Here is a 23,850-nt window from a genome sequence, read left to right on the forward strand (position 1 = left end):
GCCCGCCGCCGCTGCCCCGGCTCCGCGTCCGTCGCTGGCGCATCTGCCCGGCACGGTCCAGAAGGCCAGCCGCATCCGGCAGATCACCGCGACCAAGACCCGCGAATCGCTGCAGACCACCGCGCAGCTGACCCAGGTGCACGAGGTCGACATGACCAAGGTGGCCGCCCTGCGCAACCGCGCGAAGGCCGCCTTCAAGCAGCGCGAGGGCGTCAACATCACGTTCCTCCCGTTCTTCGCCAAGGCCGCCATCGAGGCCCTGGCGACGCACCCGAACGTGAACGCCTCGTACAACGAGGACACCAAGGAGATCACCTACCACTCGGTGGTCAACCTGGGCATCGCGGTCGACACCGATCAGGGTCTGCTCTCGCCGGTCATCCACAACGCCAACGACCTGTCGCTGGCCGGGCTGGCGCGCGCCATCGCCGATATCGCCAACCGGGCGCGCAACGGCGGGCTGAAGCCGGACGAGCTCTCGGGCGGCACCTTCACGGTGACGAACATCGGTTCGCAGGGCGCGCTGTTCGACACCCCGATCCTGGTTCCGCCGCAGGCGGCCATGCTCGGCACGGGTGCGATCGTCAAGCGCCCCATGGTGATCACCGACGACGGCAACGAGTACATCGGCATCCGCTCGATGGCCTACCTGCCGCTGACCTACGATCACCGCCTCATCGACGGCGCCGACGCGGGCCGCTTCCTGACCACCATCCGTCACCGGCTGGAGGAAGCGGCTTTCGAGGGCGACCTCGGCCTGTAGGCACTCGCACATGAAGGTCGTGGTCGCCGGGTCGTCCGGGCTGATCGGGACGGCGCTCGTCGCGGCACTGCGCCGCGACGGGCACGAAGTCACCCGTCTGGTGCGCCGTCCCGTGCACGCCCGGGACGAATTCACCTGGGACCCGGCCCGCGAGAACCTCGATCTGCGCGCACTGCACGGGGCCGACGCCGTCGTGAACCTGTGCGGTGCGTCGATCGGGCGCCGGCGCTGGAACGGCAGCTACAAGCAGGAGCTGCGGGACAGCCGGATCATCCCGACCGATGTGATCGCCTCCGCCGTCGCCGCCGCGGGCGTGCCGACGCTGGTGAACGCCAGCGGCGTGCACTACTACGGCGGCAGCGGCGGGGATCGCGTGGTCGACGAGAGTTCGCCCGCCGGAACGGGTTTCCTGGCGGGATTGTGCGTGGATTGGGAAGCCGCCACGCAACCGGCCGCCGACGCGGGGGTGCGCACGGTGCTGTTGCGCTCCGCGGTGGTGCTGTCACGGCACGGCGGCATGCTGGGGATGCTCTATCCCCTCTACTATCTCGGGCTCGGCGGGCGGCTCGGCAACGGGCGCCAGTACGTGCCGTGGATCTCCATCGATGACGAGGTCGGCGCAATCGTCTTCGCGCTCACCCGATCCGGGATTTCCGGGCCGGTCAATATGGTCGGGCCCGCGCCGGTCACCAATGCCGAATTCACGCGGGCGATCGGGCGGGCGCTGCATCGCCCCACGCCCCTGGCCGTGCCCGCGTTCGCGCTGAAGCTGGCGGTCGGGGAATTCGCGGACGAGGGAATCCTGCACGGCCCCAGGGCGATTCCGACGGTGCTCGAGGAAGCCGGGTATCAGTTCCAGCATCCGACCATCGGCGCGGCCCTCAATGCCACGGTCGGCAAGGATTGAACGCCACCGTCGGCAAGGATTAACGGGCGCGACACAGGTCACACCGGGTGCGCGGATAGCGTGGAACCCGTGACCAACCAATCGTCCGTTCCGGTTCGCGCCGAACTGCTGGTTCGCGACGCGCGGGTGAGCGATCTGCCGGAGATCCTGGCGATCCACAATCTCGCCATCGCCGAGACCACCGCCATCTGGGATATCGAGCCCGCCGATCTGAGCGAGCGCCAGGCCTGGTTCGACGCCCGCACCGCCGCCGGCTGCCCCATCCTGGTCGCCGAGATCGACGGCGCGGTCGCCGGATACGCCAGCTACGGGCAGTTCCGGCCGAAGGTGGGATACCGCTTCGCCGTGGAGAATTCGGTGTACGTGGCCGATCGGTTCCACCGCCGCGGGGTGGCCACCACGCTCATGCGGGAACTCATCGACCGGGCGCGACAAGGCGGCGTGCATACCATGATCGCCGCCATCGAATCGTCCAACACCACCTCCATCGCGCTGCACGAGAAGTTCGGCTTCGCCATCGTGGGGCAAATGCCGGAGGTCGGTTTCAAGTTCGATCGCTGGATGGATCTGACGCTCATGCAGATCGTCTTCCGCGATGGCGTAGCGTCGACGTCGTGAGCGAGAGCACTACCGCCGTTCCGAGCACATCGGCCACCACCTCGGCCCGTTTCGACAGCACTCCCCTGCTGGTGGAGGAACTGGGCCTGATCGACTACAACGACGCCTGGGACCGGCAGCGCGCCATCGCCGCCGAACGGGCGGAGGGCATCGGGCAGGATCGCCTGCTGCTGCTGGAGCATCCGTTCGTCTTCACCGCCGGGCGGCGGACCGAAGCGCAGGATCTGCCCATGGACGGCAGTCCGGTCGTCGAGGTCGATCGCGGTGGGAAGATCACCTGGCACGGACCGGGGCAATTGGTGGGTTATCCCATCGTCCGGCTGGCCGAACCCGTGGACGTCGTGAAATACGTTCGGCGGCTGGAAGAAGCGCTCATTCACGTGTGCGCGCAGCTGGGTCTGGAGACCGGGCGGGTGGACGGGCGCTCCGGCGTCTGGGTGGCCGCGAGCGAATTCCTGCCCGAGCGCAAGGTCGCCGCCATCGGCGTGCGCGTGCAGCGCGGGGTCGCCATGCACGGGGTCTCGCTGAACTGCAATTCCTCCCTCGATGGCTTCAATGCCATCGTGCCGTGCGGGATTCGCGATGCCGGGGTCACCACGCTGACCCGCGAACTGGGCCGCGACGTCACCGTCGACGAGGTGCGCCCGCTGCTGGCCGAAGCCATCACGAATGCCTTGAACGGCGACCTCCCCGTCACCGAGCACGTACTTCCGCGCACCGCCCCGGTCGCCGCACCGGTGCCCGCCAAGGCCGAATGATCACGAGCGTAGGGTGGACAAAGTGACCTCCGTCGATACCCCGGCATCGAACAATCCGTCCGCACCCAACGGCCGGAAACTGCTCCGCATCGAGGCTCGTAACGCCGAGACCCCGATCGAGCGCAAACCCAAGTGGATTCGCACCCGCGCCACCATGGGCCCCGAGTACACCGAACTCAAGGGCCTGGTGAAACGCGAAGGGCTGCACACGGTCTGCGAAGAAGCGGGCTGTCCCAATATCTTCGAATGCTGGGAAGACCGCGAGGCCACCTTCCTCATCGGCGGTGAACAGTGCACCCGCCGCTGCGACTTCTGCCAGATCGACACCGGCAAACCCGCCGCGCTCGATCGTGACGAGCCGCGCCGCGTGGCCGAGAGCGTGCAGGCCATGGGGCTGCGCTACTCCACCATCACCGGCGTCGCGCGCGACGATCTCGAGGACGGCGGCGCGTGGCTGTACGCGGAGACCGTGCGGGCCATCAAGCGGATCAATCCGCACACCGGCGTGGAACTGCTGATCCCCGACTTCAACGCGGTGCCCGAGCAGCTGGCCGAGGTGTTCGGGTCGCGGCCGGAGGTGCTGGCGCACAATCTCGAGACGGTGCCGCGGGTGTTCAAGCGCATCCGGCCGGCGTTCCGGTACGAGCGGTCCCTCGCGGTCATCACCGCGGCGCGCGAGGCCGGGCTGGTCACCAAGTCCAATCTGATTCTCGGCATGGGCGAGACCTTCGACGAGGTCACCCAGGCCATGCAGGATCTGCACGACGCGGGCTGCGACATCCTCACCATCACCCAGTACCTGCGGCCGTCGCCGCTGCATCACCCGGTCGATCGCTGGGTGAAGCCGGAGGAATTCGTCGAGCACTCCAAGGCCGCCGAGGAAATGGGCTTCGCCGGGGTGATGGCCGGGCCGCTGGTCCGCTCCTCCTACCGCGCGGGCCGGCTCTACGCGCAGGCCATGCGGCACCACGGGCGGGAGATCGCGCCGGAGATGGCGCACCTCGCCGATGAGGGCACCGCCTCGCAGGAGGCCACCAGCGTGCTCGCGCGCTACGGCTCCTGAAACGCTACGGCTCCTGAATATCGATATCGAATGCGGCCCGGACTTTCGAGTCCGGGCCGCATTCGTATTCCGGGACGCATCCGCTGGTGAGCGCGCGGCCGAAATGCCGGTAAACGCCAACTCGGCCGAATCGTGGACGTGATCGGGTGCGCGGTGGGAAGGTTGAGAGACCCGCAGAATCGACCCCGGAGCGAGCCAAATGGTCGAGCGAACAGCGACGTCGAGCGGCGTCAACGGCAGGGTAATCACGGCCGAGCGGCCGGATGACATACGCAATGTGGTGCTGGTCGGGCACAGCGGATCCGGCAAGACCACGCTGGTGGAGGCCCTCGCGGTCGCGACCGGGGTGGTGCCCCGGGCAGGGCGGGTGGAAGACGGGACCTCGGTCTCGGATTACGACGATATCGAGCAGCGACAACATCGGTCGGTGCAATTGTCGGTGGTGCCGATGGGGTGGGACGGCAGGAAGATCAACCTCCTCGACACTCCCGGATACGCGGATTTCGTCGGGGAACTCAGGGCCGGTCTGCGCGCAGCGGATGCGGCCCTTTTCGTGCTCTCGGCCGCCGCCGGCGTGGAGGGCGTGAGCGGGGCGACCCTGGCGTTGTGGGAAGAATGCGCGTATGTGGGCATGCCGCGGGCCATCGTGCTCACCCATTTGGATACCGCGCGCGCCGATTTCGAGGAGATGACCGAGACCTGCCGGGAGATCCTGGGCGGCGGGCGGTCGGAAAGCATACTGCCCCTGCATCTTCCGGTGTACGGGGCGAAAGGGGCCGACGGGCACCGGCCGGTGATCGGGCTGATCGACCTGCTCACCCAGCACGTCTACGACTACGCGACCGGGGAGCGGGTGGAGACGCCGGCCTCCGAGGAACAGCGGGAACAGCTGGAGGAGGCCAGGAATCGGCTCATCGAGGGGATCATCGCGGAAAGCGAGGACGAGACCCTCATGGAGCGGTACATCGGCGGCGAGGAGATCGACCTCGAGACGCTGGTGCCGGATCTGGAGAAGGCGGTGGCGCGCGGGAGTTTTCATCCGGTGCTGATCGCCGCGCCGCCGCCGGAAGGGGCGCGGCAGGGGCTGGGGACGGTGGAGATCCTGGATCTGATCACCGGCGGATTTCCCACGCCCGCAGAGCATCCGCTGTCGGCGACCGGGGCGGGCGGCAAGAGCGCGCCGCTGTGCTGCGATCCGAAAGCGCCCCTCGCAGCGGAAGTCATCCGGACCGCGTCGGATCCGTACGTGGGGCGATTGTCGCTGGTGCGCATGTTCTCCGGGACGTTGAACGCCGACGACACCGTGCACGTGTGCGGGCACGGGCCGGCCGAGACCGACAATCATGATTCCGACGAGCGCATCGGGGCGGTGTCGGCGCCGTTCGGGAAGCAGCAGCGGCCGCTGGGGCAGGCCATCGCCGGGGATATCGTGTGCGTCACCAAGCTCGCGCACGCCGAGACCGGGGATACGCTGTCCGCCAAGGACTCTCCGCTGTTGATCGAGCCCTGGTCGATGCCGGATCCGCTGCTGCCGGTGGCTATCAAGGCGCACAGCAAGGCCGATGAGGACAAGCTGTCGCAGGGGCTGTCGCGGTTGGTGGCCGAGGATCCGACGGTGCGGCTGGAGCAGAATCCCGACACCCATCAGCTGGTGCTGTGGTGCCTGGGCGAAGCGCACCGCGATGTGGCGCTGGAACGCCTGCGGAATCGGTTCGGGGTGCAGGTGGACGTGATCGAGCATCTGGTGGCGCTGCGTGAGACCTTCGCGACCGGGGCGACCGGGCGCGGGCGGCACGTCAAACAGTCCGGCGGGCACGGGCAGTACGCCATCTGCGAGATCGAGGTCGCTCCGCTGCCGGAAGGGTCCGGCATCGAATTCGTGGACAAGGTGGTGGGCGGAGTCGTTCCGCGCCAATTCATTCCGTCGGTGGAGAAGGGCGTGCGCGCCCAGGCCGCACGCGGCGTAGCCGCCGGATATCCGCTGGTGGACGTGCGCGTGACCCTCTTCGAAGGCAAGGCCCACTCGGTGGATTCCTCCGACGCCGCCTTCCAGATGGCCGGCGCCCTGGCCCTGCGCGAGGCCGCCACCGCCGCCCGTATCAGCCTGCTGGAACCCATTTCCGAAGTGCTGGTGGTGGTTTCCGACAGCTACGTGGGCCCCATCCTCGGCGACCTGTCCAGCCGCCGCGGCCGCGTCCTCGGCACCGAACCGGTCGGCTTGGGCCGCACCGCGATTCGCGCCGAGGTGCCCGAACTGGAACTGAGCCGCTACGCGGTGGACCTACGTTCCCTGGCGCACGGCGCGGCCAGTTTCACCCGCGCCTACGCCCGTCACGAAGCCATGCCGCCCCAGCTCGCGGACACTATCCAGGCCAAGAGCAAGGGCGGCGGCTGATCCGGCGTCTACTCGCAGGCGATGCCGTCGTTGTCGCGATCCAGACCGGCGCGATAGCCCGGCTCGCCCTTCAGGATCGGGGCCGCGCCCGCCGCACGCGCCTCCGCGCAGTTCTTGTAGTAGACGTCGGCGGAGGCGGTCTGCGCACCGGCGACCAGGGCGGTCACGGCGATGGCGGGCACGGCGAACAGGATCGCGAACTTCTTCACTATCGAACTCTCTCTTGGTGTTCCGAACTCAGCAGGCGTCGAGAACGCGGATCATGGCGTCCTTCTCCCCCTGCGTCACCCACAGGTTGTAGGCGGCTTTCACTTCTACCTGCTTGCTGACGTACGTGCAGCGAAACGACTTGTTGGACGGCAGCCACGAGGCGGCGTCGCTGTCGCTCTTCTGCTGATTGGCCGGGCCGTCCACGGCGAGCAGGTTTCTGGGGTCGTTGGCCAGATTGGTGCGCTCGCGAGCGGTGAGTTGTTGCGCGCCCTTCTGCCAGGCGTCGGACAGGGCGACCACGTGATCGATCTGGACGGCGGTGGAAGTGCCTTGGCCCCGGGTGAAGTCGATGACCTTGCCCGTATAGGGGTCGGCCAGTTCGCCGGTGAGCACCACGCAGTCGTGGGTGCCCGGCTTGAAGGTCACCGCGGTCAGATCGCGGGCCAGGATGTCGTTGCGGGTGTCGCAGCCGTTGTGGCCGCCCGCCACATCCACGTCATCGGTCCAGCTCTCACCGAATTCGCTGCGCGCGTAGCCGGTTTTGGGCGCACGGCCCTTCACCGTCAAGGATTCGACGGCCACGCGGGCATCCGCGATCGACAGCGTCGGACCGGACACTGCGCTGCCCTCGGTGGTGCGAGCGGCGGCGTCCGTGCACCCCGCCAGCGCGAAGGTGGTGAGGAGCGCCGCCAGGGCTAGTCGGGTAGAGCGTGCTGTTCTCTTGTTCCGTGCCGGCATTCTCGCGCAGCCCCTTCGTCAGGTCACGTAAGTGGTTCCAGAACAGCAGATTAGAGCGCGCTTGACCAAGCACGGCGGTGCCATGCCGGGGGCGATGGAGCTGCTCGCGCGTTGAAAAGCGGTCGGCGGCAAAGGGGTACGCCGACGACGGCGAGACCTGTGACTCCGGTCGCGGCGGGTGCTCGACAAGCCGGGTGCGCACGGGCGTGGATCCGGGCCGAGCGCGTGCCGGGATAACGGGGGCGGCGGGACAGCCGGATGAGAGGGGCGGGCGCGCCATGACCGAGCGGAGCGCCCGCCGGTTCCTATTCTTTCCAGGAGACCGAGTGGTCTGGCTCCAGGGCATCCCGGTGAGCGGGATCGGGAGGGGCCGGTGACCCGGACTACGCGAACCGGCCGGTCCAGTCGCGAACGCGCGGTACCCGGCCACTATTCTGGACGGCATGGCAGCAGGTAAGGGCGGGAACCCGTCGAAGGAAGCGAAGGCCGCGGCGAAGGCCCAGCGCAAGCAGGCGTCCAAGGAACGTCGCCAGCAGTTGTGGCAGGCGTTCCAGATGCAGCGCAAGGAAGACAAGGCGCTGCTGCCGTTGATGGCCGCCGCCCTCGTCGGCGTGACCGTGGTGTTCCTGGTGATCGGGTTCATTTTCGGATTGCAGTGGTTCCTGCTGCCGATCGGTCTGCTGCTGGGCGCACTGGCCGCGTTCATCATCTTCGGGCGCCGGGTGCAGAAGAACGTGTACGCCAAGGCCGAGGGCCAGGCGGGCGCGGCGGCCTGGGTGCTGGACAACCTGCAGGGCAAGTGGCGGGTGACGCCGGGTGTGGCGGCCACCACCCAGCTCGACGCGGTGCACCGGGTGATCGGCCTGCCGGGTGTGATCCTGGTGGCCGAGGGTTCGCCGTCCCGGGTGAAGTCGCTGCTGGCGCAGGAGAAGAAGAAGGTGTCGCGGCTGGTCGGCGATACCCCGATCTACGACATCGTGATCGGCAACGAGGGCGATCAGGTCGCGATCAAGGATCTGCAGCGGTACCTGACCAAGCTGCCGCGCAATATCGACGCCAAGCGGATGGATCTGATCGAGGGCCGGCTCTCGGCGCTCGCCACCCGCGGCGGTCCCGCGCTGCCGAAGGGCCCGCTGCCCGCCGGGGCGAAGATGCGCGGCGTACAGCGCAGCATGCGCCGCCGGTAAACCCGACGCTCGGGACTCTCGGGGGCTTCGCCCCCGAACCCCCCTGACATCGCGAGGCCCGCGTCCACTGGGACGCGGGCCTCGTGCTTTTCGCACAGCCCGCGCCCGACCCGCGCCGAAACCAGCGGCGCAAACCGGCCCGCACCCCATCCGGGTGCGGGCCGGTTTGCGTTGCAGCGACATTCGGGCAGGTCGGAGCGTATTTGGCTGGATGCCTGGAAAATTCGCGAAAAAAGTTCGGCGGAGTGGGAATGATCCGAGCGGGTCTAACCTTCTATATATCGATAGCCGGTTAGAGAGTCTGACCGGACGGACGATAGGACCGAGACCATGAGCGCCGTTCACCACCACACCGTGCAGATCCAGGGCCAGGATGTCTTCTACCGCGAGGCCGGTGATCCCGCTAAGCCGACGGTCGTACTGCTGCACGGGTTTCCGACCAGCTCGGCCATGTTCCGCAATCTCATCCCGGCGCTGGCCGCGGACTATCACGTGATCGCGCCCGACCACATCGGGTTCGGGCAGTCCGCCATGCCGCGGGTCGACGAATTCGACTACAGCTTCGAGAAACTCACCGAGATCACCCTCGAACTGCTCGACACCCTCGGGCTGGACAAGTTCGCGCTCTACATCCAGGACTACGGCGCGCCCATCGGCCTGCGCATCGCCTCACGCAATCCCGATCGCGTCACCGCGCTGATCACCCAGTCCGGCAATGCGTATCTCGAAGGCTTCACCCCGTTCTGGGAGGTGCTGTTCGCGCACGCCAACGATCGCGCCACCCATGAGCCCGAGGTGCGCAAGCTGCTCGAGCTCGACGCCACGAAATGGCAGTACACCCATGGCGTTCCGGCGGACCGCCTCGACCGGGTCAGCCCGGACACCTGGACCCTGGATCAGCACTACCTGGATCGGCCGGGCAACAAAGAGATCCAGTTGCAGCTGTTCGCCGACTACAAGCTCAACCTGGACGGCTACCCGGCGTTCCAGAAGTACTTCGCCGAGTACCGGGTGCCGACCCTGATCACCTGGGGCGAGCACGACGAGATCTTCGGGGCCGACGGCGCTCGCGCCTACCTGCGCGACCTGCCCGACGCGGAACTGCATCTGCTGAACGCGGGCCACTTCGCCCTGGAAACGCACGGCGACGAAATCGCCGCGCTCATCCTCGAATTCCTCGGCCGCAAGCTCGGCTGAGACCGGGAGGTTCTCCTACTCCGCGGCGGGCGGGAAGTGCAGGGAGAAGCCCGCGGCGAAGGTGACGCGCCTGCCGCCCGGGGTATCGGCGATCTGGATCAGCACCGCCGTGCAGTGGGCACAGCGCGCCACCACGCCCGGGCAGTTCGTGTAGACGAGCGCGCGGGCGACCGGTTCGACCAGGCCGCAGCCACCGCAGCGGCAGGCGAATCCGGTCGGGTCGGCGGCGAAGATCTCGGAAAGCATTCCGCCCAGGGCGTTTCCGTCGAGGTGTGCGCCCTCGGCGGCGTCCGACGCGTAGGTGTACGGGATCGGCATGGCGCTACTTTCCGGTCGGTCCGAAGCGTTCGGTTCTGATCAGGGCCGGATCGTGACCGGCGGAAACCAGTGCGTTCGCGGTGAATTCGACGAAGGGCGTCGGGCCGCAGACGTAGCAGGTGACATCCGGCGACGGGGGCAGGACATGCGCGGCGATCTCGTCGGCGCGCAGGCGAGCGGGTGTGCGCGGATCGCTCGCCGGCGCGGTGCGGGTGTAGGCGACGAATACGTCCACACCCGCATCGCGCCATTCCGCCAGTTCGTCGCGGTAGTAGAGCTCATCCGGGGTGCGCACCGAGTAGATGAGCCGGAACGGGTTGGTATCACCGGACTTCCGGCGGGCGCGCAGCATGGCCGCCAAGGGCACGATGCCGGAGCCGCCCGCGATCAGTACGGCCGCGCCGCCGGTCTCCGGGGTCCAGACGAACCAGCCGCCGACCGGGCCGCGCACCTCGATCTGCGCGCCGATGGGCAGGGCATCGACCAGATAACCGGAGACCTCGCCGTCGGCCACGCGCTGCACGGTCAATTCGATGCGATCGCCGTCGGCGGGTGCGGCCAGAGAGTAGCTGCGGGAGGCGCGATAGCCGTCCGGAGCGGTGAGGCGGACATCCAAGTGCTGGCCGGGCTTATGACCGGGCCAGCCGGGGACGCGCAGCACCAGGGTGCGCGCGGTGGGGGTCTCGAACCGGTCGGCGACCAGTTCGGCTGCCTGCCAGCGCATCAGTCGCCCTGGTAGCGCTGCTCGCGCCAGGGATCGCCGTAGCTGTGATAGCCCGCGGCCTCCCAGAATCCGGGCTCGTCGAAGTCCAGCAGGCGAATGCTCTTGACCCACTTGGCCGATTTCCAGAAGTACAGATGCGGCACCAGCAGCCGGGCCGGGCCGCCGTGCTCGGGCGTCAGGTCCTGGCCGCCGAAGGTGTGCACGATCCAGGCTTGGCCGTCGAGCAGATCCTCCAGCGGGAGGTTGGTGGTGTAACCGCCGTAACTGGAGACGAGCGCGTATTCGGCTTGGGTTTCGACGTTTTCGAACAGCTCGTCCAGGGAGACGCCCTGCCAGTCGGTGTCGAGCTTGGACCAGCGGGTCACACAGTGGATGTCCACGTGCGGGCGCGACTGCGGCAGCGACATGAGCTGCGGCCAGCTCCAGCTGTAGGAGCGACCGGTCTCGTTGGTGATGGTGAACTGCCAGCGATCGAGATCGACCTTGGGCGTCGGGCCCGCCGACAGCACCGGCCAATCGTCGACCAGGTACTGGCCGGGCGGCGTGCGATCACTGGTGGACCGGGGACGGCCTTGGAAACCGGGTGAGAAGGTACTCACGCGATCGCTCCTTCCGGACGGGCGGTGGCAGACCAGGAATCAGCGTACGCCGGACCACCCGGACGAAACGGACGATCAGCCGACGTGGCGGCCGAGGAATCCGACCACGTCGGGAGTGATAGTGCGCCAATACTCTTCGGTGTGACCGCCGGGCGTGACGCGGGCGATCTCCAGCGGAGCGGTGCTCATGAACTGGCGGCAGCCCTGGATGAACTTGTCGCCGTCGCCCACCCAGACGCCGGTCGGGGCCGGGCCCATCTTGTCGATATTGCGCAGCGGGTCCAGGCCGGCCCACTCGTCGGCGCTGGTGAAGGCATTGCGCTTGCTCATCTCCGGCCAGTTGGTGATCAGGCCGGGCGAGATGGCGGCGGTGGCATTGGTGGGGCGGCCGCGTTCGTGGCGGCGACGCGAATACAGCAGTGCGCCGAAGCCGCCCATGGAAACGCCGGTGCAGGCGAAGGGCTGACCGCCCGGGCCGCCGAGACCGCGCGCGGCCAGCCATTGCGGGGCCTCGTCGAGCAGCATGCCCATCGGGTCGTCGGATTGCCGTGGATGCCAATAGTTGTCGCCGCCGTCCACGGCGAGGAAGCCGAACGGGCGGACCAGGCGGGTCGCGACGCCCGCGGCGAGCACCTCGGCCAGGCCGCCGACCGCGGCATCGTGGGCATTGCCGTGCAGGCCGTGCAGCAGCAGCGACATGGGCAGGCCCTCGGTGGGAACGCCGGGCGGCAGGATGGTGACGATGTTCACCTCGCGCCCGCGCGCGGCCGAGTACACCCGCTCGGATCTGATCGCCGGATCGATGCCGAAGACGGCCTTCAGCTCACGGTGCACCTCGCCGGGCGCCGCGTTCACGCCCGCGCTCACCGTAGCTCCGGCGGCGGCCAACCCCAGTAGACCCGTGGTGGCGAACAGCGAGCGCCGGCTGAACTTCCGGTAGCCCTCTCCCATCGATCCTCCATCAGCACAACAACAGCAATCTGCCGCGAGCCCAGTTCAGGGCAGTTTCGCGACAGACGGCCGCCACCATACCGATCGAAAGCAACAAGCGGTGAACGTTCGGCTACATCTCGCCTCATACTTTCCCACTGTTACCGGCAGGAACATCCGAACGCCACGGTTTCGGATCAGATGGAACGAAATCGCGCTCGAATCAGCGGCTGTAGGTGAGGGCGGTGCCGGTGGCGCGATCGTGCATGCCGCGGCCGTCGCCGTCGGTGAACAGGGCGGGCACCACGAAGAGAATGATGAGCTGGCGCACCAGGGCGCGGATGAAACCGACGGGGGCGTCGGCATCCACGCGGGAGACGCGCAGGCGCAGGAAGTACTGACCCGGGGTGAAGCCGAAGAGGGTGACGGCGACGATGCCCAGCACGAACCAGACCAGCAGGGTCGGGGTGGAGAGCGCGCTCACCACGGCCTCGAAATTGGAGGGCGGGTTCTGGCCTGCCGGGATGTCCAGCTGCGCGATGCGCTCGGCCGGGTCGGGCCGGACGATGATGGCGGCCAAGCCCATCGAGATGAACCAGTCGGCCAGGAACGCCAGTATGCGCCGGGTCATGGGGGCCAGTGCGCCGACGCCGGACGGCGGCAGGCCGAGATCCTTGCCCTGATAGTCACCGGGTGTGCCGTCTCCGGATTCGGCGTTCGGTCCGGACAACCACGAGCCGGTGATGCGTGCCATGGGTTCCAGCTTAAGCGCCGCCGCCGGAGCGCTCGGACCGGCATTCCGTATATGTGTAGCAACGCTAGAGTTACCGGGTAACCGGGCAGCTGCCCGGTTCGTGAGGATTGTCACCACCGGTGGCCGACACACGGCAAGACCCCTATCTTTTCGGAGTCTTAGCGCTGTCGAGGCGCAGGTGGGTGGCAGGATGTCGGTGCTGGTCACGCATTGCTCGACGACTGCCGCGGCGGCTCCGCCAACCCGGGGGCACCGCCGAACCCCCGGCCAGCAGTACGTGTAACACTGGCGAAACACAGCCTTGATTGCAGGGAAACACCGCGTCCATACCGTCTGGTCGCAGTGAACCCATGCAGTCAACAGTGGCTGGGAACCGATCCGTAAGGAGTACTAAGTGGCGTTCAGCACGGCCGACGAGGTCATCAAGTACATCAAGGAGGAGGAGGTCGAATACGTCGACGTTCGGTTCACCGACCTCCCCGGTGTGCAGCAGCACTTCTCGATCCCGGCGAAGGCGTTCACCGCTGATCTCGCCGAAGAGGGCCTGGCGTTCGACGGTTCGTCCGTCCGCGGCTTCCAGTCGATCGACGAGTCGGACATGCTGCTGCTGCCCGACTTCAGCACCGCCCGGATCGACCCCTTCCGTGCCGCGAAGACCCTGAACCTGAACTTCTTCGTGCACGACCCGTTCACCCGCGAGGCGTACTCCCGCGACCCGCGCAACATCGCGCGCAAGGCCGAGGACTACCTGCGTTCCACCGGCATCGCCGACACCTGCTACTTCGGTGCCGAGGCCGAGTTCTACATCTTCGACTCGATCCGCTACGACTCGGCGATGAACGGTGCCTTCTACGAGATCGATTCGATCTCCGGCTCCTGGAACACCGGCGCGGAGTACAACGCGGACGGCACCCCGAACCGTGGCTACAAGGTTCGCAACAAGGGTGGCTACTTCCCCGTCGCCCCGTACGACCACTACGTCGACCTGCGCGACAAGATCTCGACCAACCTGCAGAACGCGGGCTTCGAGCTGGAGCGCGGCCACCACGAGGTCGGCACCGCCGGTCAGGCCGAGATCAACTACCGCTTCAACACCCTGCTGGGCGCCGCTGACGACCTGCAGCTGTTCAAGTACATCGTGAAGAACACCGCGTGGCAGGAGGGTAAGACCGTTACCTTCATGCCGAAGCCGCTGTTCGGCGACAACGGCTCGGGCATGCACGCCCACCAGTCGCTGTGGAAGGACGGCAAGCCGCTGTTCCACGACGAGGCCGGCTACGCGGGCCTGTCGGATCTGGCGCGTCACTACATCGGCGGCATCCTGCACCACGCCCCGTCGCTGCTGGCGTTCACCAACCCGACCGTGAACTCCTACCACCGTCTGGTGCCGGGCTACGAGGCCCCCATCAACCTGGTGTACTCGCAGCGCAACCGCTCGGCTGCCGTGCGTATCCCGGTGACCGGTTCCAACCCGAAGGCCAAGCGCATCGAGTTCCGCGCGCCGGACTCCTCGGGTAACCCGTACCTGGCCTTCGCCGCCATGCTGATGGCCGGCATCGACGGCATCAAGAAGAAGATCGAGCCGCTGGCTCCGGTCGACAAGGACCTCTACGAGCTGCCGCCCGAGGAGGCCAAGAACATCCCGCAGGCCCCCACCTCCCTCGCGTCGGTCATCGACCGCCTCGAGGAAGACCACGACTACCTCACCGAGGGTGGCGTGTTCACCGAGGACCTGATCGAGACCTGGATCGACATCAAGCGCACCCAGGAAATCGCCCCGGTCAACCTGCGCCCGCACCCCTACGAGTTCGAGCTGTACTTCGACGTCTAAATCGCCGAAGCGCCAAGCGTTCTCGTGAAGCCCCATCCGCCAATGGCGGGTGGGGCTTCGCCCTTTTCCCCGGGCTTCTCCCGGTCCGAAAAGCCCGTCCTTGCTATAGATTTGGCCGGTTGGAAACGCTTTGCTCAGAAGGGAAATCAATGACTCTGCGCCGATCGGTGGGCCGCGGTCTCGGTACGGCTGTGGTGGGAACGCTTCCCGCCTTGCTGGTTTCGGCTGTGGTCGGCGGTGGGATCGCGCACGCCGAGGCGAAGTTGCCCGGCGTCTGGTGCGGGCTGAAGGTCGGGGACGCGAAGGAGACGGTGCTGGCCGCCATGGGGGCGCCGAACGGGCACAAGGCCGATCCGTGGATCGCCGAGCTGGGTGACGCCGAACTGACCACCGCGGAATGGGACGAGGAGAACTCGATTTTCCTGGCCACGTTCGACAAGGGTGGGCGGGTTGTGAATCTGCAGGCGTACGACGGGGAGGTCGGGCCGAACGGGGCGACGAACATCGGTTGCCAGCCGTTCCGGTCGTAGAACTGACAGCACGCTTCGGGTGCGGCCTCATCTGCCGAGGGCAGGTGGGGCTGCGGTCTTTTCACGGGGAGCAGGGCATCCAAACGGGTGGGGGTGGCGCGGGCCAGTGGGGATCCCGGTGGGCGGGGTGGGGGTTTCGGTGAGTGGGCGGGGTGCCCGGTTGCGGCTCGGGGAGGCGTAAGCACCCCTAGCGTCGCGGCCGTGAGAATCAATTCCATTGTACGTATTAATGTTTCGCTGGTTTCTTTGGCGCTGGTCGCTGCCGGATTGTTCGGGGGTGGGGCGGTGGCGCAGGCCGAACCGGAGGCCGCGGTCGCGGGGGCGAGCGGTGGTCAGATCGTTTTGCAGGGGGCGGTGAATGTTCGCGATATGGGCGGGTTTCGGACCTACGACGGGGCTACCACCAAGTCGGGAAAGGTGATTCGGGCTGATGCGCTCGGAAAACTGACCGATGCGGATGTGGCGAAGCTCGGGACGTTGAAGATTCAGTCGGTGGTGGATTACCGGACCCAGGCCGAGATCGCGGGATTGGGCGCGGATCGGCTGCCGGCCGGAGTTCCGTTGGTGTCCAGGGCCATCGAGGACGGCGGGATGTTCGCCAAGATGTATCAGGCGATTCAGTCCAAGGATCCGGTAAAGCAGCAGGAACTGCTGGGGGACGGCAAAGCCGAGCAGATCATGGGCGATATGTACCGCAATTTCTTCACCGCGGACGCGATGGCGAAGTTCGGGCAGACGGTCAAGGATTTGGCCAATACCGGCACCGTGACGCTGTTCCATTGCACGGCCGGTAAGGACCGGACGGGGTGGACGGCGTATGTGGTGCTGCGGGCCGTCGGGGTGCCGGAATCGATTGCGCGCCAGGACTATCTGAAGTCGAACGAGTACCGGGCGGCGGCGGACGCGGCGCTGCGGGCGCAATTGAAGCAGGGCGGGATCATGCAGAATCCGGATCTGCTGATTCCGTTGCAGGAGGTGCGTGAGGCGTACCTGGATATCGCGGTGGACCAGGTGACGCAGAAGTACGGCGACTTCGGGAAGTTCCTGACCAACGGTCTCGGCCTGGACGGCGCGACCATCCTGAAGCTGCGGAAGAACTTGGTGAGCTGACCTCAGCCGCGGCGGACCATGGCGCCCAGGGCGCTCAGGTCGATATCGCTGGAGGGTTCCGACCAGCCGGTGGCGCGCAGTTCGTCCGGTGACCCGACGCCGAGCGCGTCGTGCAGGCCGATCGCCACCGAGCGAGCGAAATCCTGGAGCCCGCTCAGCGGTATCGGCCACAGCATGGTCTGCCGCCAGTTCTCGATTTCGCGTTGCAGGACCGGCGCGGACCAGCCCGAATCACGCAGCAGCTGGGCGGCGGATTCGGTAATCGGTTCGGCCAGATAGTAATTGCCGGTGAGTTCGGCGGAGAGCCGGATATCGAACTGCTGGAATTGTACGTAGCGATTTCCGGTGGCGGCGATGATCAGGGTGGCTCGGGAGGGCAGATGCGCCAAGCAGCGCGCCAACGCTTGCACGAAGGCGTCCCATTCGGTTGTCACTGGTTGCTCGCTTTGCCCCCGGGTGCCCATCGAGGCCGATCATACGCCGTCAAATCGTCTGGGTCACCGAAAGATTGAGGGAACTCGGACGGCTGCGAAAACATCCTGCCGACGACGAGAGCCGCGGCCGTGTCGACTGGTACGGCCGCGGCTCTCGAATGTTCGGCTACCGCCGGTGAATCGCGGCGGGACCGAGGATTCCGATCGGCGTATAGCCGGCCAGGCGTTCGGCCCGCTCCTGGGCCGTGAGCGTATGGCGAGCCAGGAATTTCCGGAATTGGCTTCGCGCACCGGCGAATACCGCACCGGACCGAGGATGCACAACCACCGCCATCGCGTTCAAACCGCACTCCTCGTTCGTGTTTTCATCGCCTCCGGTCGCCTATTCTTCCAACCGGATGCGCTGCGCTGGTTAACCTCTCGTGAATATCACCGCACGGACCAGCGCGGACGCAAGATTCCAGCGCCCGCATTTACGGTATTCCTCCGGTGACGGTTGCCACCCGGGCGACAAGATGAGAGACTTGGGAAGTATTCCTCTCATCCTGTCGGTGCTCGGCGCGCCGGCAGTTAGTGGTCAAAGGAGATCACCATGACCGCCGCCGTCGCACCGCACGAGCCCGCGGACCGGGGAACTCGGCCCGAACGCCGGCCCTTCCGCCCGGGTACGCGCATGTGGGAGGACACCGGGCTGATCACCTTCTCGCTCACCGCCGGGTCGGCGTTCCTGTTGCAGACCATGGAACCGAGCATCGCGGCCGTGGTGGACGAGCATTCGACCTTCCGCACCGATGCCCTGGGCCGCGCCGCGCGCAGCATCGCCTCGGTCATGATGTGGATCTACGGCGGCGACGAGGCGCTGGCCGAAGCCGATCGGCTGCGGAAGATGCATGCCACGCTCAACAGCACCGACGCCCACGGCGTGAAGCATCGGGCGCTGTCGTCCGGGCCGTGGGCGTGGGTGCTACACACCGCGATCTTCGCGTTCACCGAGGGCAACAAGTACTTCTCCAGTGATCCGCTCACCGAGGCGGAGAAGGAGTCGTATTACCAGGAAGTCGTGCAGCTGATGCGCAATTTCATGGTGGCGCCCAAAGAGATTCCGGCCAGTTACGCCGAATGGGTGCCGTGGTTCGAGGATCAGATCGAGAACCATCTGGTGCCCACGAATGTCGCCGACGACTACCTGAAGGTGATCCGGAACATCGCCCCGCCCAAGCAGGTTCCGCACGCGCTGCATCCGGTGTGGCGGGCGGCGACCATGCCGGTCGGGCGGTTGCAGTACTTCTTCACCGTCGGCACCACGCCGGAGGTGATCCGGCGCAAGCTGGATCTGGAATGGACCGCGAAGGACGAACGCACGCTGCGCGCCCTGGGCTGGATGATCGGCCGCACCGTGCCGATGCTGCCGGAGCGGGTGCGCTACTTCCCCATCGCGTACGAGGCGCGCAAGCTGGAGCGCGACCGCGCCCGGCTGCGCAAGATCATCAACCTGCGTCCGGTGTAGTCAGCGCAGTTCGCGAATATCGCACAGCAGCACCCGATCCTGCTGTGCGATGGCGACGGTGGCGCCGTCCGGGCTGAACGCGACGGGCGGCGACCACTTGCGGGTGTGCAACTGGCGGCGGGCGTCGATATCCCAGAGCCGCAGGTCCTTTCGCGTGGTGATGGCCAGCAGCGCGCCGTCCGCGCTGAACGCGACCGCCCGCACCCCGCTGCCGTCGGCGGGCAGCGGGAATTGCAGGGTTTCCCCGGCGCGCATATCCCGCACCAGCACCCGGTCGTGATTGGCGACCGCGAAGCGCGTGCCGTCCGGCGCGAAGTCGGCGGCCGCGAAACCCACCATGTCCATGGGCAATTCGACGAGCGCCCGGGCGGTGCGCTTGCGCAGCGCACTCCGGTGATCCCACAGGTACGCCCCGTACCGGGTGACGGCGAGCAGCGCGCTGCCGTCCGGCGCGAACCGCACCAGATCCGTGTCGGGCCGCGCCACCTGCCGCGGCACCCACAGCCGCTCCCCCGAGGCGGCGTACAACTCCAGCGCACCCGCGGTGCTCACCACCGCGAACACCTCCCCGTCCGGATCGGCCGCCACCGCGCGCACACTGCCGAACGCGATCTCCGGAAACGCCTGCCCGCGCCCGAGATTCCGCACCCCGGCCCCCTGCCGATCCGACACGATCAGCACCCCGCCGTCCGGCCCGAACTCCGGCCACGCGCGCCGGCTCCCCACCTCGAACGGCTCCCCCAGCGCCTCCCCGGTACCCGTATCCCACAGCCGCACAAGGCGATCCCAGCCGGTCGCGGCGAGCACGGTCGCATCCGGCGCGAACGCCAGCCCGCACACCGCGTTCGCCGGCCCGGGCAGCGCGTCCCCGATCGCCGCGCCGGTCCGCGCGTCCCAGATGCGCACGGCCCCGTCCTCCCCACCGGTCGCCACCCGAGCGCCGCTCGGGCTGAACGCGATCGCCCGCACCTTCCCCCAATGCCCGGCCAACTCCACCGCTGCGCGCCGCGCCCGCGTCCCGGCCCCACCCGAGGCCGGATTCGCCCCCGCCACGATTTCGGTGTCCGGTTCGTGCACCCGCACGACGGCTGGAAGCATCTCCGTGGGTCCGGTCGAGCCGAGCAGGTCGGCCGGATTCGCCACTGCCAGGTCGTCACCGGTGGACCCGTGTACCGAGGCGGCCGAGAAGACTCGGCCCTGTTGCGGCTCGCCAGCGGGGTCGGAGGGAGCTGCTGCGCCGGACGCCGCCGCGGCAGCCGTACCGAGCGCGGCCGCCGCCGCGGCGGCGAGGGCTCCGCAGCTGGGGTAGCGGTCGGCTGGATTCTTGGCGAGGGCGGTCGCGATCACCTCGTCCACCCCGGCGGGTAGGTCGGGGCGCCGGGTCGTCAGGAGTGGGGGCGGGGTGGTGAAGTGCGCGTGCATGAGGGCGTAGACGGTGGGGGCGGGAAACGGAATCTCCCCGGCGAGCAGGTGAAAGAGGGTGCAGCCGAGGGCATAGACATCGGCGCGCTGATCCACGGGCTTGCCGTCGATCTGTTCCGGGGGTGCGTAGGCGAGGGTGGCGCGGGTGGCTCCGGTGACGGTGACGGTGTCGTCGAAACCGCGGGCGATGCCGAAGTCGCCGATGTGCACGTGCAGGCCGCCGGGGCGGTCGGTGATCAGCAGGTTCGCGGGTTTGACGTCGCGGTGCAGGATGCCGTTGGCGTGCGCGTGGTCGAGTCCGGCCGCGGCCTGCCGGATGATTTCGAGCGCGCGCGGGACGGGAAGCGGGCCTTCCTCGAGTAGCCGGCCGGCGTCCGGGCCGTCGATGAAATCCATGGCGATCCACGGGTTCTCGCCCTCGGTGCCGCAGTCCTGGATGCCGACGATATTCGGATGCCGCAGCGCGGCGGTCAGCCTGGCTTCGCGTTCGAAGCGGGCGCGCGTCCTGGGATCGCTGCCCACATTGGCGGCCAGCACCTTCACCGCGACATCGACGCCCAGCCGCGGATGCCGCATCCGATACACCGCGCCCATGCCGCCGGAGCCCGCGTGCGCGATCACGGTGTAGCCGGCGAACAGCGATCCGGGCTCGAGCGCCACCGGTGTCCCCCGCCTCCCCGCCCCCACCGGCGGTATCCATCGAATCTCGTGAGCGGCAATGCTACCGCTCCCGCACGGCATCGGGCGGGAGCGGTGTCACGGTCACCGGGCGCGGCGGTCCCCCGGTTCATGGGGCTGGTGTGAGAACCGCTCACCGACCAAGGTCATGCTGTGCGTATGCGGATGGTGTTGTGGCGGGCGCTGGTCGGCCTGCTGCTGGTGGTGGGTGCGGTCGTGGTGCCGGCGGGCGGGGCGAAAGCCGAGGCGGGTTATCAGTGGAAGCAGGAGTACATCACCGCACCGGACGGGACGCGCCTGCACGCGGATGTGCTGCGCCCCAAGGGTCTCGCCGACGATCAGCGCACGCCGGTGATCATGACGGTCAGCCCGTACCGCGCGCACCTGGCGTACCTCACCGATCCGCGTGTGAAGGGCGGCCCGTCCACCGACAATCTGGAAGCCCAGACCTTCCTCGATGCCGGCTACACCTATGTGATCGTCGACCTGCGCGGCTTCGGCGGCTCCAACGGCTGCCCCGATTTCGGCGGCCCGGGCGAACGCTCGGATGTGAAGACCGCGGTGGAATGGGCGGCGGGCCAATCCTGGTCGACCGGCAAGGTCGGCCTGTTCGGGGTGTCGTACGAGGCCTGGACCGGGCTGATGGGCTTGACGGAGCAGCCGGCCGGGCTGGCCGCGGTGGGCGCGTTCGAACCGGTGGTGGACCCGTACTCCTACCTGTACATGCAGGGCGTGGCCTGGAAGTTCTCGGGCAAGCCGGTCACCGAGTCCGGGGTGCGGCCGGGTGATCTGGCGGGGCTCGAGCATCTGCTCATCGCGTCCACGCCCGCGCACTGGGAGGATTCGGCCGAATACCAGCTGAACGCCACCACCATCGATTCCGCCTGCTACGCACAGTATTTCGCGAACACCACCAATCACGACGGCGGCACCGAGTTCTGGCAGGACCGGGATCTGGTGCGCCGCCTGCGGGGCAATACCATCCCGTTGTTCCTGGGCCAGGGTTTCACCGACTACAACACCAAGGCCGATCGGGTCTTCCAGCTGTGGAACGGGCTCGGCCCCGGCGAGCATCACGCCTGGTTCGGGCAGTGGGGGCACCGCACCTGCCACGACAAATGCGGCGTCACCAATTTCGACGGCGAGCTGCTGGCCTTCTTCGACCGGCACGTGGCGGGCAAGAACGTGACCGTGCCGGGCCCGCGCATCACGGTCAGCCAGTCCGATGGCCGCTGGCGTTCGGAAACCCAATGGCCGCCCGCCGATTCGGCCATGGTGACCGCCGAGCTGCGCACCGGCGAGTACACCGACCGCGGCCTGTTCGCCGGCGCGGATCGCGAGCTGTGGTCGATCAGCCAGCCGCTGCCCACCGCGCAGCATCTGTCCGGCACGGCCACCGCCACCCTCACCCTGGACGGTTCGCCGCAGGCCACGGTCGCCGTCGAGGTGTCCGATATCGCGCCGGACGGCCGCTCCACGGTCATCACCCGCGGTATCGCCCCCGTCTCCGCGACCACCGAAATCCGTATGCTGGCGCAGGATTGGCCGATCGAGGCCGGGCATCGCATCGGCTTCCGCATCACCGACGTGATCGACGACGTCTGGTCGCATACGCCCACCTTCTCCAAGGTGACCGTCCGTGCTGCACAGGTCCGGTTGCCGCTGCTCACCGCGACCCGCACCCCGGACCTGCCGGGCGGCCCCACCGAGGGTGTCGGCAAGTGGCGCGCCGAGAAGTCGGCCACCCTGCCGCCGGATCTGCTGAACAATGCAAGGGTGACCGTCGACTTCCCGGCCCGGACCGGCTCCTGATGACCGCTACCACGCCCGCACCCCAGCTGGTGGACGATGCCACCGCCGAGCGGCTGGCCGCGGCCCTACGCTGCGTGACCATCTCCCGTGAGGATCCGGCCGAGACCGATACGGCCGAGTTCGACCGCTTCGTGGCGTTCCTGGAGCAGAGCTTCCCGCTCGTGCACGCCGAGCTCGAACTGGAGACCTTCGGGCACAGCCGGCTCTATCGCTGGCCGGGCAGTACCGCGCCGGAACGAGTGTCGGCGCTGCTGCTGGCGCATATGGACGTGGTCCCGGTGGACGATGTGAGCGGCTGGACGCATCCGCCGTTCGCGGGCGTGGTGGACGACGAATTCATCTGGGGCCGTGGCGCGATCGACGACAAGAGCCGGGTCGTCGCGATTCTCGAGGCGGTGGAGTCGGCGCTGCGCGACGGCGTGCGGCCCCGGGAGACCGTGTATCTGGCGTTCGGGCACGACGAGGAGGTGAACGGCGTCCGCGGCGCGCAGTCGATGGCGCGCAAGCTGCGGGAAGCCGGGATCCGGACCGGGCTGCTGCTCGACGAGGGCGGGGTGATCACCACCGGCGTCGCGGACGGCATCGACCAGCCGGTGGCCACCATCATGGTGGGCGAGAAGGGTTTCGCCACCGTCCGGCTCTCGGTCTCCGATCCGGGCGGGCATTCGTCCATGCCGGGTAAGCAGACGGCGGTCGGGCGGCTGGCGCGCGCGGTGGCGCGGGTGCAGGATCATCCGTTCCCGCTGCGGCTGACGCCGGTGACCGTCGACATGCTCACGCGGCTGCGCGGATTCATGTCCGAACCGCGCCGCACCCTGCTCGGCATGGCGCGGCTCGCGGGTCCGGCCGTGACGCGGATCCTGGCGGCCCGGCCGCAGACCGAGGCGCTGGTACGCACCACCACCGCGCCGACCGTCTTCCACGGCGGCGTGAAATCGAATGTGCTGCCGCAGCGGGCCGAGGCCTTCGTGAATTTCCGTATCCTCCCCGGCGATTCGGTGGCCGATGTGCTCGCGCACTGCCGCCGCATCATTCGCGACGATCAGGTGGCGTGCGAGCTCACCGGCATCACCTCCGAACCCTCGCCCGCGCCCGCCGCCGGCCCCGACTTCGATCTCATCGCCGAACTGGCCCGCGAAGTGGTGCCCGGCATCGCGGTCACGGTCGGGCTCGTACCCGGCGCCACCGACGCCCGCTACTACGACGATCTCGCCGAAACCCGCTGCAATTTCGCCCCGATCATCCTCACCGCCGCCGACCTGGACCGCATTCACGGCACCGACGAGCGCATCTCCCGGCTCAATTACGCCCGCCTCATCACCTTCAACCGCCGCCTTCTCGACCGGCTCGCCGCCGGCTGAAGGA

At 68.0% G+C, this 23,850-nt stretch carries 24 protein-coding genes; 15 read left to right on the plus strand and 9 right to left on the minus strand.

The annotated features are described in order from the left end of the window. From sucB to NY1_RS26800, 6 genes are all read left to right on the plus strand, one after another. Nucleotides 1-763, plus strand: a 763-nt coding sequence (gene sucB, locus NY1_RS26775; protein ID WP_067719107.1) for a 2-oxoglutarate dehydrogenase, E2 component, dihydrolipoamide succinyltransferase, incomplete at its 5' end; no start/stop codon positions are given. 10 nt (nt 764-773) lie between these two features. Next, nucleotides 774-1,670: a TIGR01777 family oxidoreductase gene (locus NY1_RS26780; RefSeq protein WP_067719109.1), complete on the plus strand. Its 897-nt coding sequence runs from the start codon at nt 774-776 to the stop codon at nt 1,668-1,670. Nucleotides 1,671-1,775: 105 nt separating this feature from the next. After that, nucleotides 1,776-2,288 (plus strand): GNAT family N-acetyltransferase, encoded by a 513-nt coding sequence (locus NY1_RS26785; RefSeq protein WP_067719558.1) that lies wholly within the window; start codon nt 1,776-1,778, stop codon nt 2,286-2,288. Continuing rightward, nucleotides 2,285-3,046 carry a lipoyl(octanoyl) transferase LipB gene (lipB, locus tag NY1_RS26790; protein WP_067719113.1) on the plus strand — a complete coding sequence of 254 codons (762 nt, stop codon included), beginning with the start codon at nt 2,285-2,287 and terminating at the stop codon, nt 3,044-3,046. The genes NY1_RS26785 and lipB overlap by 4 nt, the downstream gene beginning before the upstream one ends. 22 nt (nt 3,047-3,068) lie before the next feature. After that, nucleotides 3,069-4,109, plus strand: a complete 1,041-nt coding sequence (lipA, locus tag NY1_RS26795; RefSeq protein ID WP_067719561.1) for a lipoyl synthase — start codon at nt 3,069-3,071, stop codon at nt 4,107-4,109. A gap of 199 nt (nt 4,110-4,308) precedes the next feature. Beyond that, nucleotides 4,309-6,504, plus strand: coding sequence for an elongation factor G-like protein EF-G2 (locus NY1_RS26800; RefSeq protein WP_067719115.1), 2,196 nt, complete (start codon nt 4,309-4,311; stop codon nt 6,502-6,504). An 8-nt stretch (nt 6,505-6,512) separates the two neighbouring features. On the opposite strand, the gene NY1_RS26805 is transcribed toward NY1_RS26800, so the two are convergent. Continuing rightward, entirely contained in the window at nt 6,513-6,713 is a 201-nt protein-coding gene (locus NY1_RS26805) for an excalibur calcium-binding domain-containing protein (RefSeq protein ID WP_233434498.1), read from the minus strand. Nucleotides 6,714-6,741: 28 nt separating this feature from the next. Beyond that, complete coding sequence (locus NY1_RS26810) at nt 6,742-7,452, minus strand: HNH endonuclease family protein (RefSeq protein WP_067719117.1); 711 nt, start codon at nt 7,450-7,452, stop codon at nt 6,742-6,744. 443 nt (nt 7,453-7,895) lie between these two features. Here NY1_RS26810 and NY1_RS26815 point away from each other — a divergent pair, with 443 nt between their 5' ends. Next, a complete protein-coding gene (locus NY1_RS26815; RefSeq protein WP_174567224.1) occupies nt 7,896-8,639 on the plus strand; it encodes a DUF4191 domain-containing protein in 744 nt (247 codons plus the stop codon). A 330-nt stretch (nt 8,640-8,969) separates the two neighbouring features. Further along, nucleotides 8,970-9,836, plus strand: coding sequence for an alpha/beta fold hydrolase (locus NY1_RS26820; protein WP_067719123.1), 867 nt, complete (start codon nt 8,970-8,972; stop codon nt 9,834-9,836). Nucleotides 9,837-9,851: 15 nt separating this feature from the next. Here NY1_RS26820 and NY1_RS26825 read toward each other — a convergent pair whose 3' ends face one another. From NY1_RS26825 to NY1_RS26845, 5 genes are all read right to left on the minus strand, one after another. After that, nucleotides 9,852-10,154: a DUF6510 family protein gene (locus NY1_RS26825; RefSeq protein WP_067719125.1), complete on the minus strand. Its 303-nt coding sequence runs from the start codon at nt 10,152-10,154 to the stop codon at nt 9,852-9,854. A gap of 4 nt (nt 10,155-10,158) precedes the next feature. After that, nucleotides 10,159-10,878: a ferredoxin reductase gene (locus tag NY1_RS26830; RefSeq protein ID WP_067719128.1), complete on the minus strand. Its 720-nt coding sequence runs from the start codon at nt 10,876-10,878 to the stop codon at nt 10,159-10,161. After that, nucleotides 10,878-11,477, minus strand: coding sequence for a sulfite oxidase-like oxidoreductase (locus NY1_RS26835; RefSeq protein ID WP_067719131.1), 600 nt, complete (start codon nt 11,475-11,477; stop codon nt 10,878-10,880). The genes NY1_RS26830 and NY1_RS26835 overlap by 1 nt, the downstream gene beginning before the upstream one ends. Before the next feature lie 75 nt (nt 11,478-11,552). Further along, nucleotides 11,553-12,428, minus strand: coding sequence for an alpha/beta hydrolase (locus tag NY1_RS26840; RefSeq protein WP_067719135.1), 876 nt, complete (start codon nt 12,426-12,428; stop codon nt 11,553-11,555). A 202-nt stretch (nt 12,429-12,630) separates the two neighbouring features. Further along, nucleotides 12,631-13,161: an RDD family protein gene (locus NY1_RS26845; protein WP_067719137.1), complete on the minus strand. Its 531-nt coding sequence runs from the start codon at nt 13,159-13,161 to the stop codon at nt 12,631-12,633. Nucleotides 13,162-13,555: 394 nt separating this feature from the next. On the opposite strand from NY1_RS26845, the gene glnA reads away from it, so the two are divergent. The 3 genes from glnA to NY1_RS26860 all read left to right on the plus strand — a co-directional run bounded on the left by glnA (nt 13,556) and on the right by NY1_RS26860 (nt 16,632). Further along, complete coding sequence (gene glnA, locus NY1_RS26850) at nt 13,556-14,992, plus strand: type I glutamate--ammonia ligase (protein ID WP_067719140.1); 1,437 nt, start codon at nt 13,556-13,558, stop codon at nt 14,990-14,992. Nucleotides 14,993-15,141: 149 nt separating this feature from the next. Then, nucleotides 15,142-15,522 carry a hypothetical protein gene (locus tag NY1_RS26855; RefSeq protein ID WP_157762494.1) on the plus strand — a complete coding sequence of 127 codons (381 nt, stop codon included), beginning with the start codon at nt 15,142-15,144 and terminating at the stop codon, nt 15,520-15,522. 246 nt (nt 15,523-15,768) lie between these two features. After that, nucleotides 15,769-16,632 (plus strand): tyrosine-protein phosphatase, encoded by an 864-nt coding sequence (locus NY1_RS26860; protein WP_233434499.1) that lies wholly within the window; start codon nt 15,769-15,771, stop codon nt 16,630-16,632. A 2-nt stretch (nt 16,633-16,634) separates the two neighbouring features. Here NY1_RS26860 and NY1_RS26865 read toward each other — a convergent pair whose 3' ends face one another. Then, nucleotides 16,635-17,066 carry a TY-Chap domain-containing protein gene (locus NY1_RS26865; protein WP_067719145.1) on the minus strand — a complete coding sequence of 144 codons (432 nt, stop codon included), beginning with the start codon at nt 17,064-17,066 and terminating at the stop codon, nt 16,635-16,637. Between the two features lie 175 nt (nt 17,067-17,241). Here NY1_RS26865 and NY1_RS43165 point away from each other — a divergent pair, with 175 nt between their 5' ends. Next, complete coding sequence (locus NY1_RS43165; protein WP_157762495.1) at nt 17,242-17,559, plus strand: hypothetical protein; 318 nt, start codon at nt 17,242-17,244, stop codon at nt 17,557-17,559. A 99-nt stretch (nt 17,560-17,658) separates the two neighbouring features. Continuing rightward, a complete protein-coding gene (locus NY1_RS26870) occupies nt 17,659-18,573 on the plus strand; it encodes an oxygenase MpaB family protein (protein ID WP_067719148.1) in 915 nt (304 codons plus the stop codon). Here NY1_RS26870 and NY1_RS26875 read toward each other — a convergent pair whose 3' ends face one another. After that, a complete protein-coding gene (locus NY1_RS26875; RefSeq protein ID WP_067719151.1) occupies nt 18,574-20,655 on the minus strand; it encodes a WD40 repeat domain-containing serine/threonine protein kinase in 2,082 nt (693 codons plus the stop codon). A 177-nt stretch (nt 20,656-20,832) separates the two neighbouring features. Between NY1_RS26875 and NY1_RS26880 the strand changes: the two genes are divergently transcribed. Both NY1_RS26880 and NY1_RS26885 read left to right on the plus strand, forming a co-directional pair. Further along, nucleotides 20,833-22,485, plus strand: coding sequence for a CocE/NonD family hydrolase (locus NY1_RS26880; RefSeq protein WP_067719153.1), 1,653 nt, complete (start codon nt 20,833-20,835; stop codon nt 22,483-22,485). Beyond that, a complete protein-coding gene (locus tag NY1_RS26885; protein ID WP_067719156.1) occupies nt 22,485-23,846 on the plus strand; it encodes a M20/M25/M40 family metallo-hydrolase in 1,362 nt (453 codons plus the stop codon). Before NY1_RS26880 ends, NY1_RS26885 begins: the two co-directional genes overlap by 1 nt. Nucleotides 23,847-23,850: the final 4 nt, after the last annotated feature.

The sequence above is a fragment of the Nocardia yamanashiensis NBRC 100130 genome (assembly GCF_001613325.1).
Classification (GTDB): Bacteria; Actinomycetota; Actinomycetes; order Mycobacteriales; family Mycobacteriaceae; genus Nocardia; species Nocardia yamanashiensis.

Coding starts and splice junctions, on each gene's coding strand:
- NY1_RS26880 (WP_067719153.1), top strand. CDS start 20,833: ATGCGGATGGTGTTGTGGCGGGCGCTGGTCGGCCTGCTGCTGGTGGTG.
- NY1_RS26870 (WP_067719148.1), top strand. CDS start 17,659: ATGACCGCCGCCGTCGCACCGCACGAGCCCGCGGACCGGGGAACTCGG.
- NY1_RS26780 (WP_067719109.1), top strand. CDS start 774: ATGAAGGTCGTGGTCGCCGGGTCGTCCGGGCTGATCGGGACGGCGCTC.
- NY1_RS26825 (WP_067719125.1), bottom strand. CDS start 10,154: ATGCCGATCCCGTACACCTACGCGTCGGACGCCGCCGAGGGCGCACAC.
- NY1_RS26810 (WP_067719117.1), bottom strand. CDS start 7,452: ATGCCGGCACGGAACAAGAGAACAGCACGCTCTACCCGACTAGCCCTG.
- NY1_RS26800 (WP_067719115.1), top strand. CDS start 4,309: ATGGTCGAGCGAACAGCGACGTCGAGCGGCGTCAACGGCAGGGTAATC.
- NY1_RS26830 (WP_067719128.1), bottom strand. CDS start 10,878: ATGCGCTGGCAGGCAGCCGAACTGGTCGCCGACCGGTTCGAGACCCCC.
- NY1_RS26820 (WP_067719123.1), top strand. CDS start 8,970: ATGAGCGCCGTTCACCACCACACCGTGCAGATCCAGGGCCAGGATGTC.
- NY1_RS26815 (WP_174567224.1), top strand. CDS start 7,896: ATGGCAGCAGGTAAGGGCGGGAACCCGTCGAAGGAAGCGAAGGCCGCG.
- NY1_RS26855 (WP_157762494.1), top strand. CDS start 15,142: ATGACTCTGCGCCGATCGGTGGGCCGCGGTCTCGGTACGGCTGTGGTG.
- NY1_RS26845 (WP_067719137.1), bottom strand. CDS start 13,161: ATGGCACGCATCACCGGCTCGTGGTTGTCCGGACCGAACGCCGAATCC.
- NY1_RS26885 (WP_067719156.1), top strand. CDS start 22,485: ATGACCGCTACCACGCCCGCACCCCAGCTGGTGGACGATGCCACCGCC.
- NY1_RS26840 (WP_067719135.1), bottom strand. CDS start 12,428: ATGGGAGAGGGCTACCGGAAGTTCAGCCGGCGCTCGCTGTTCGCCACC.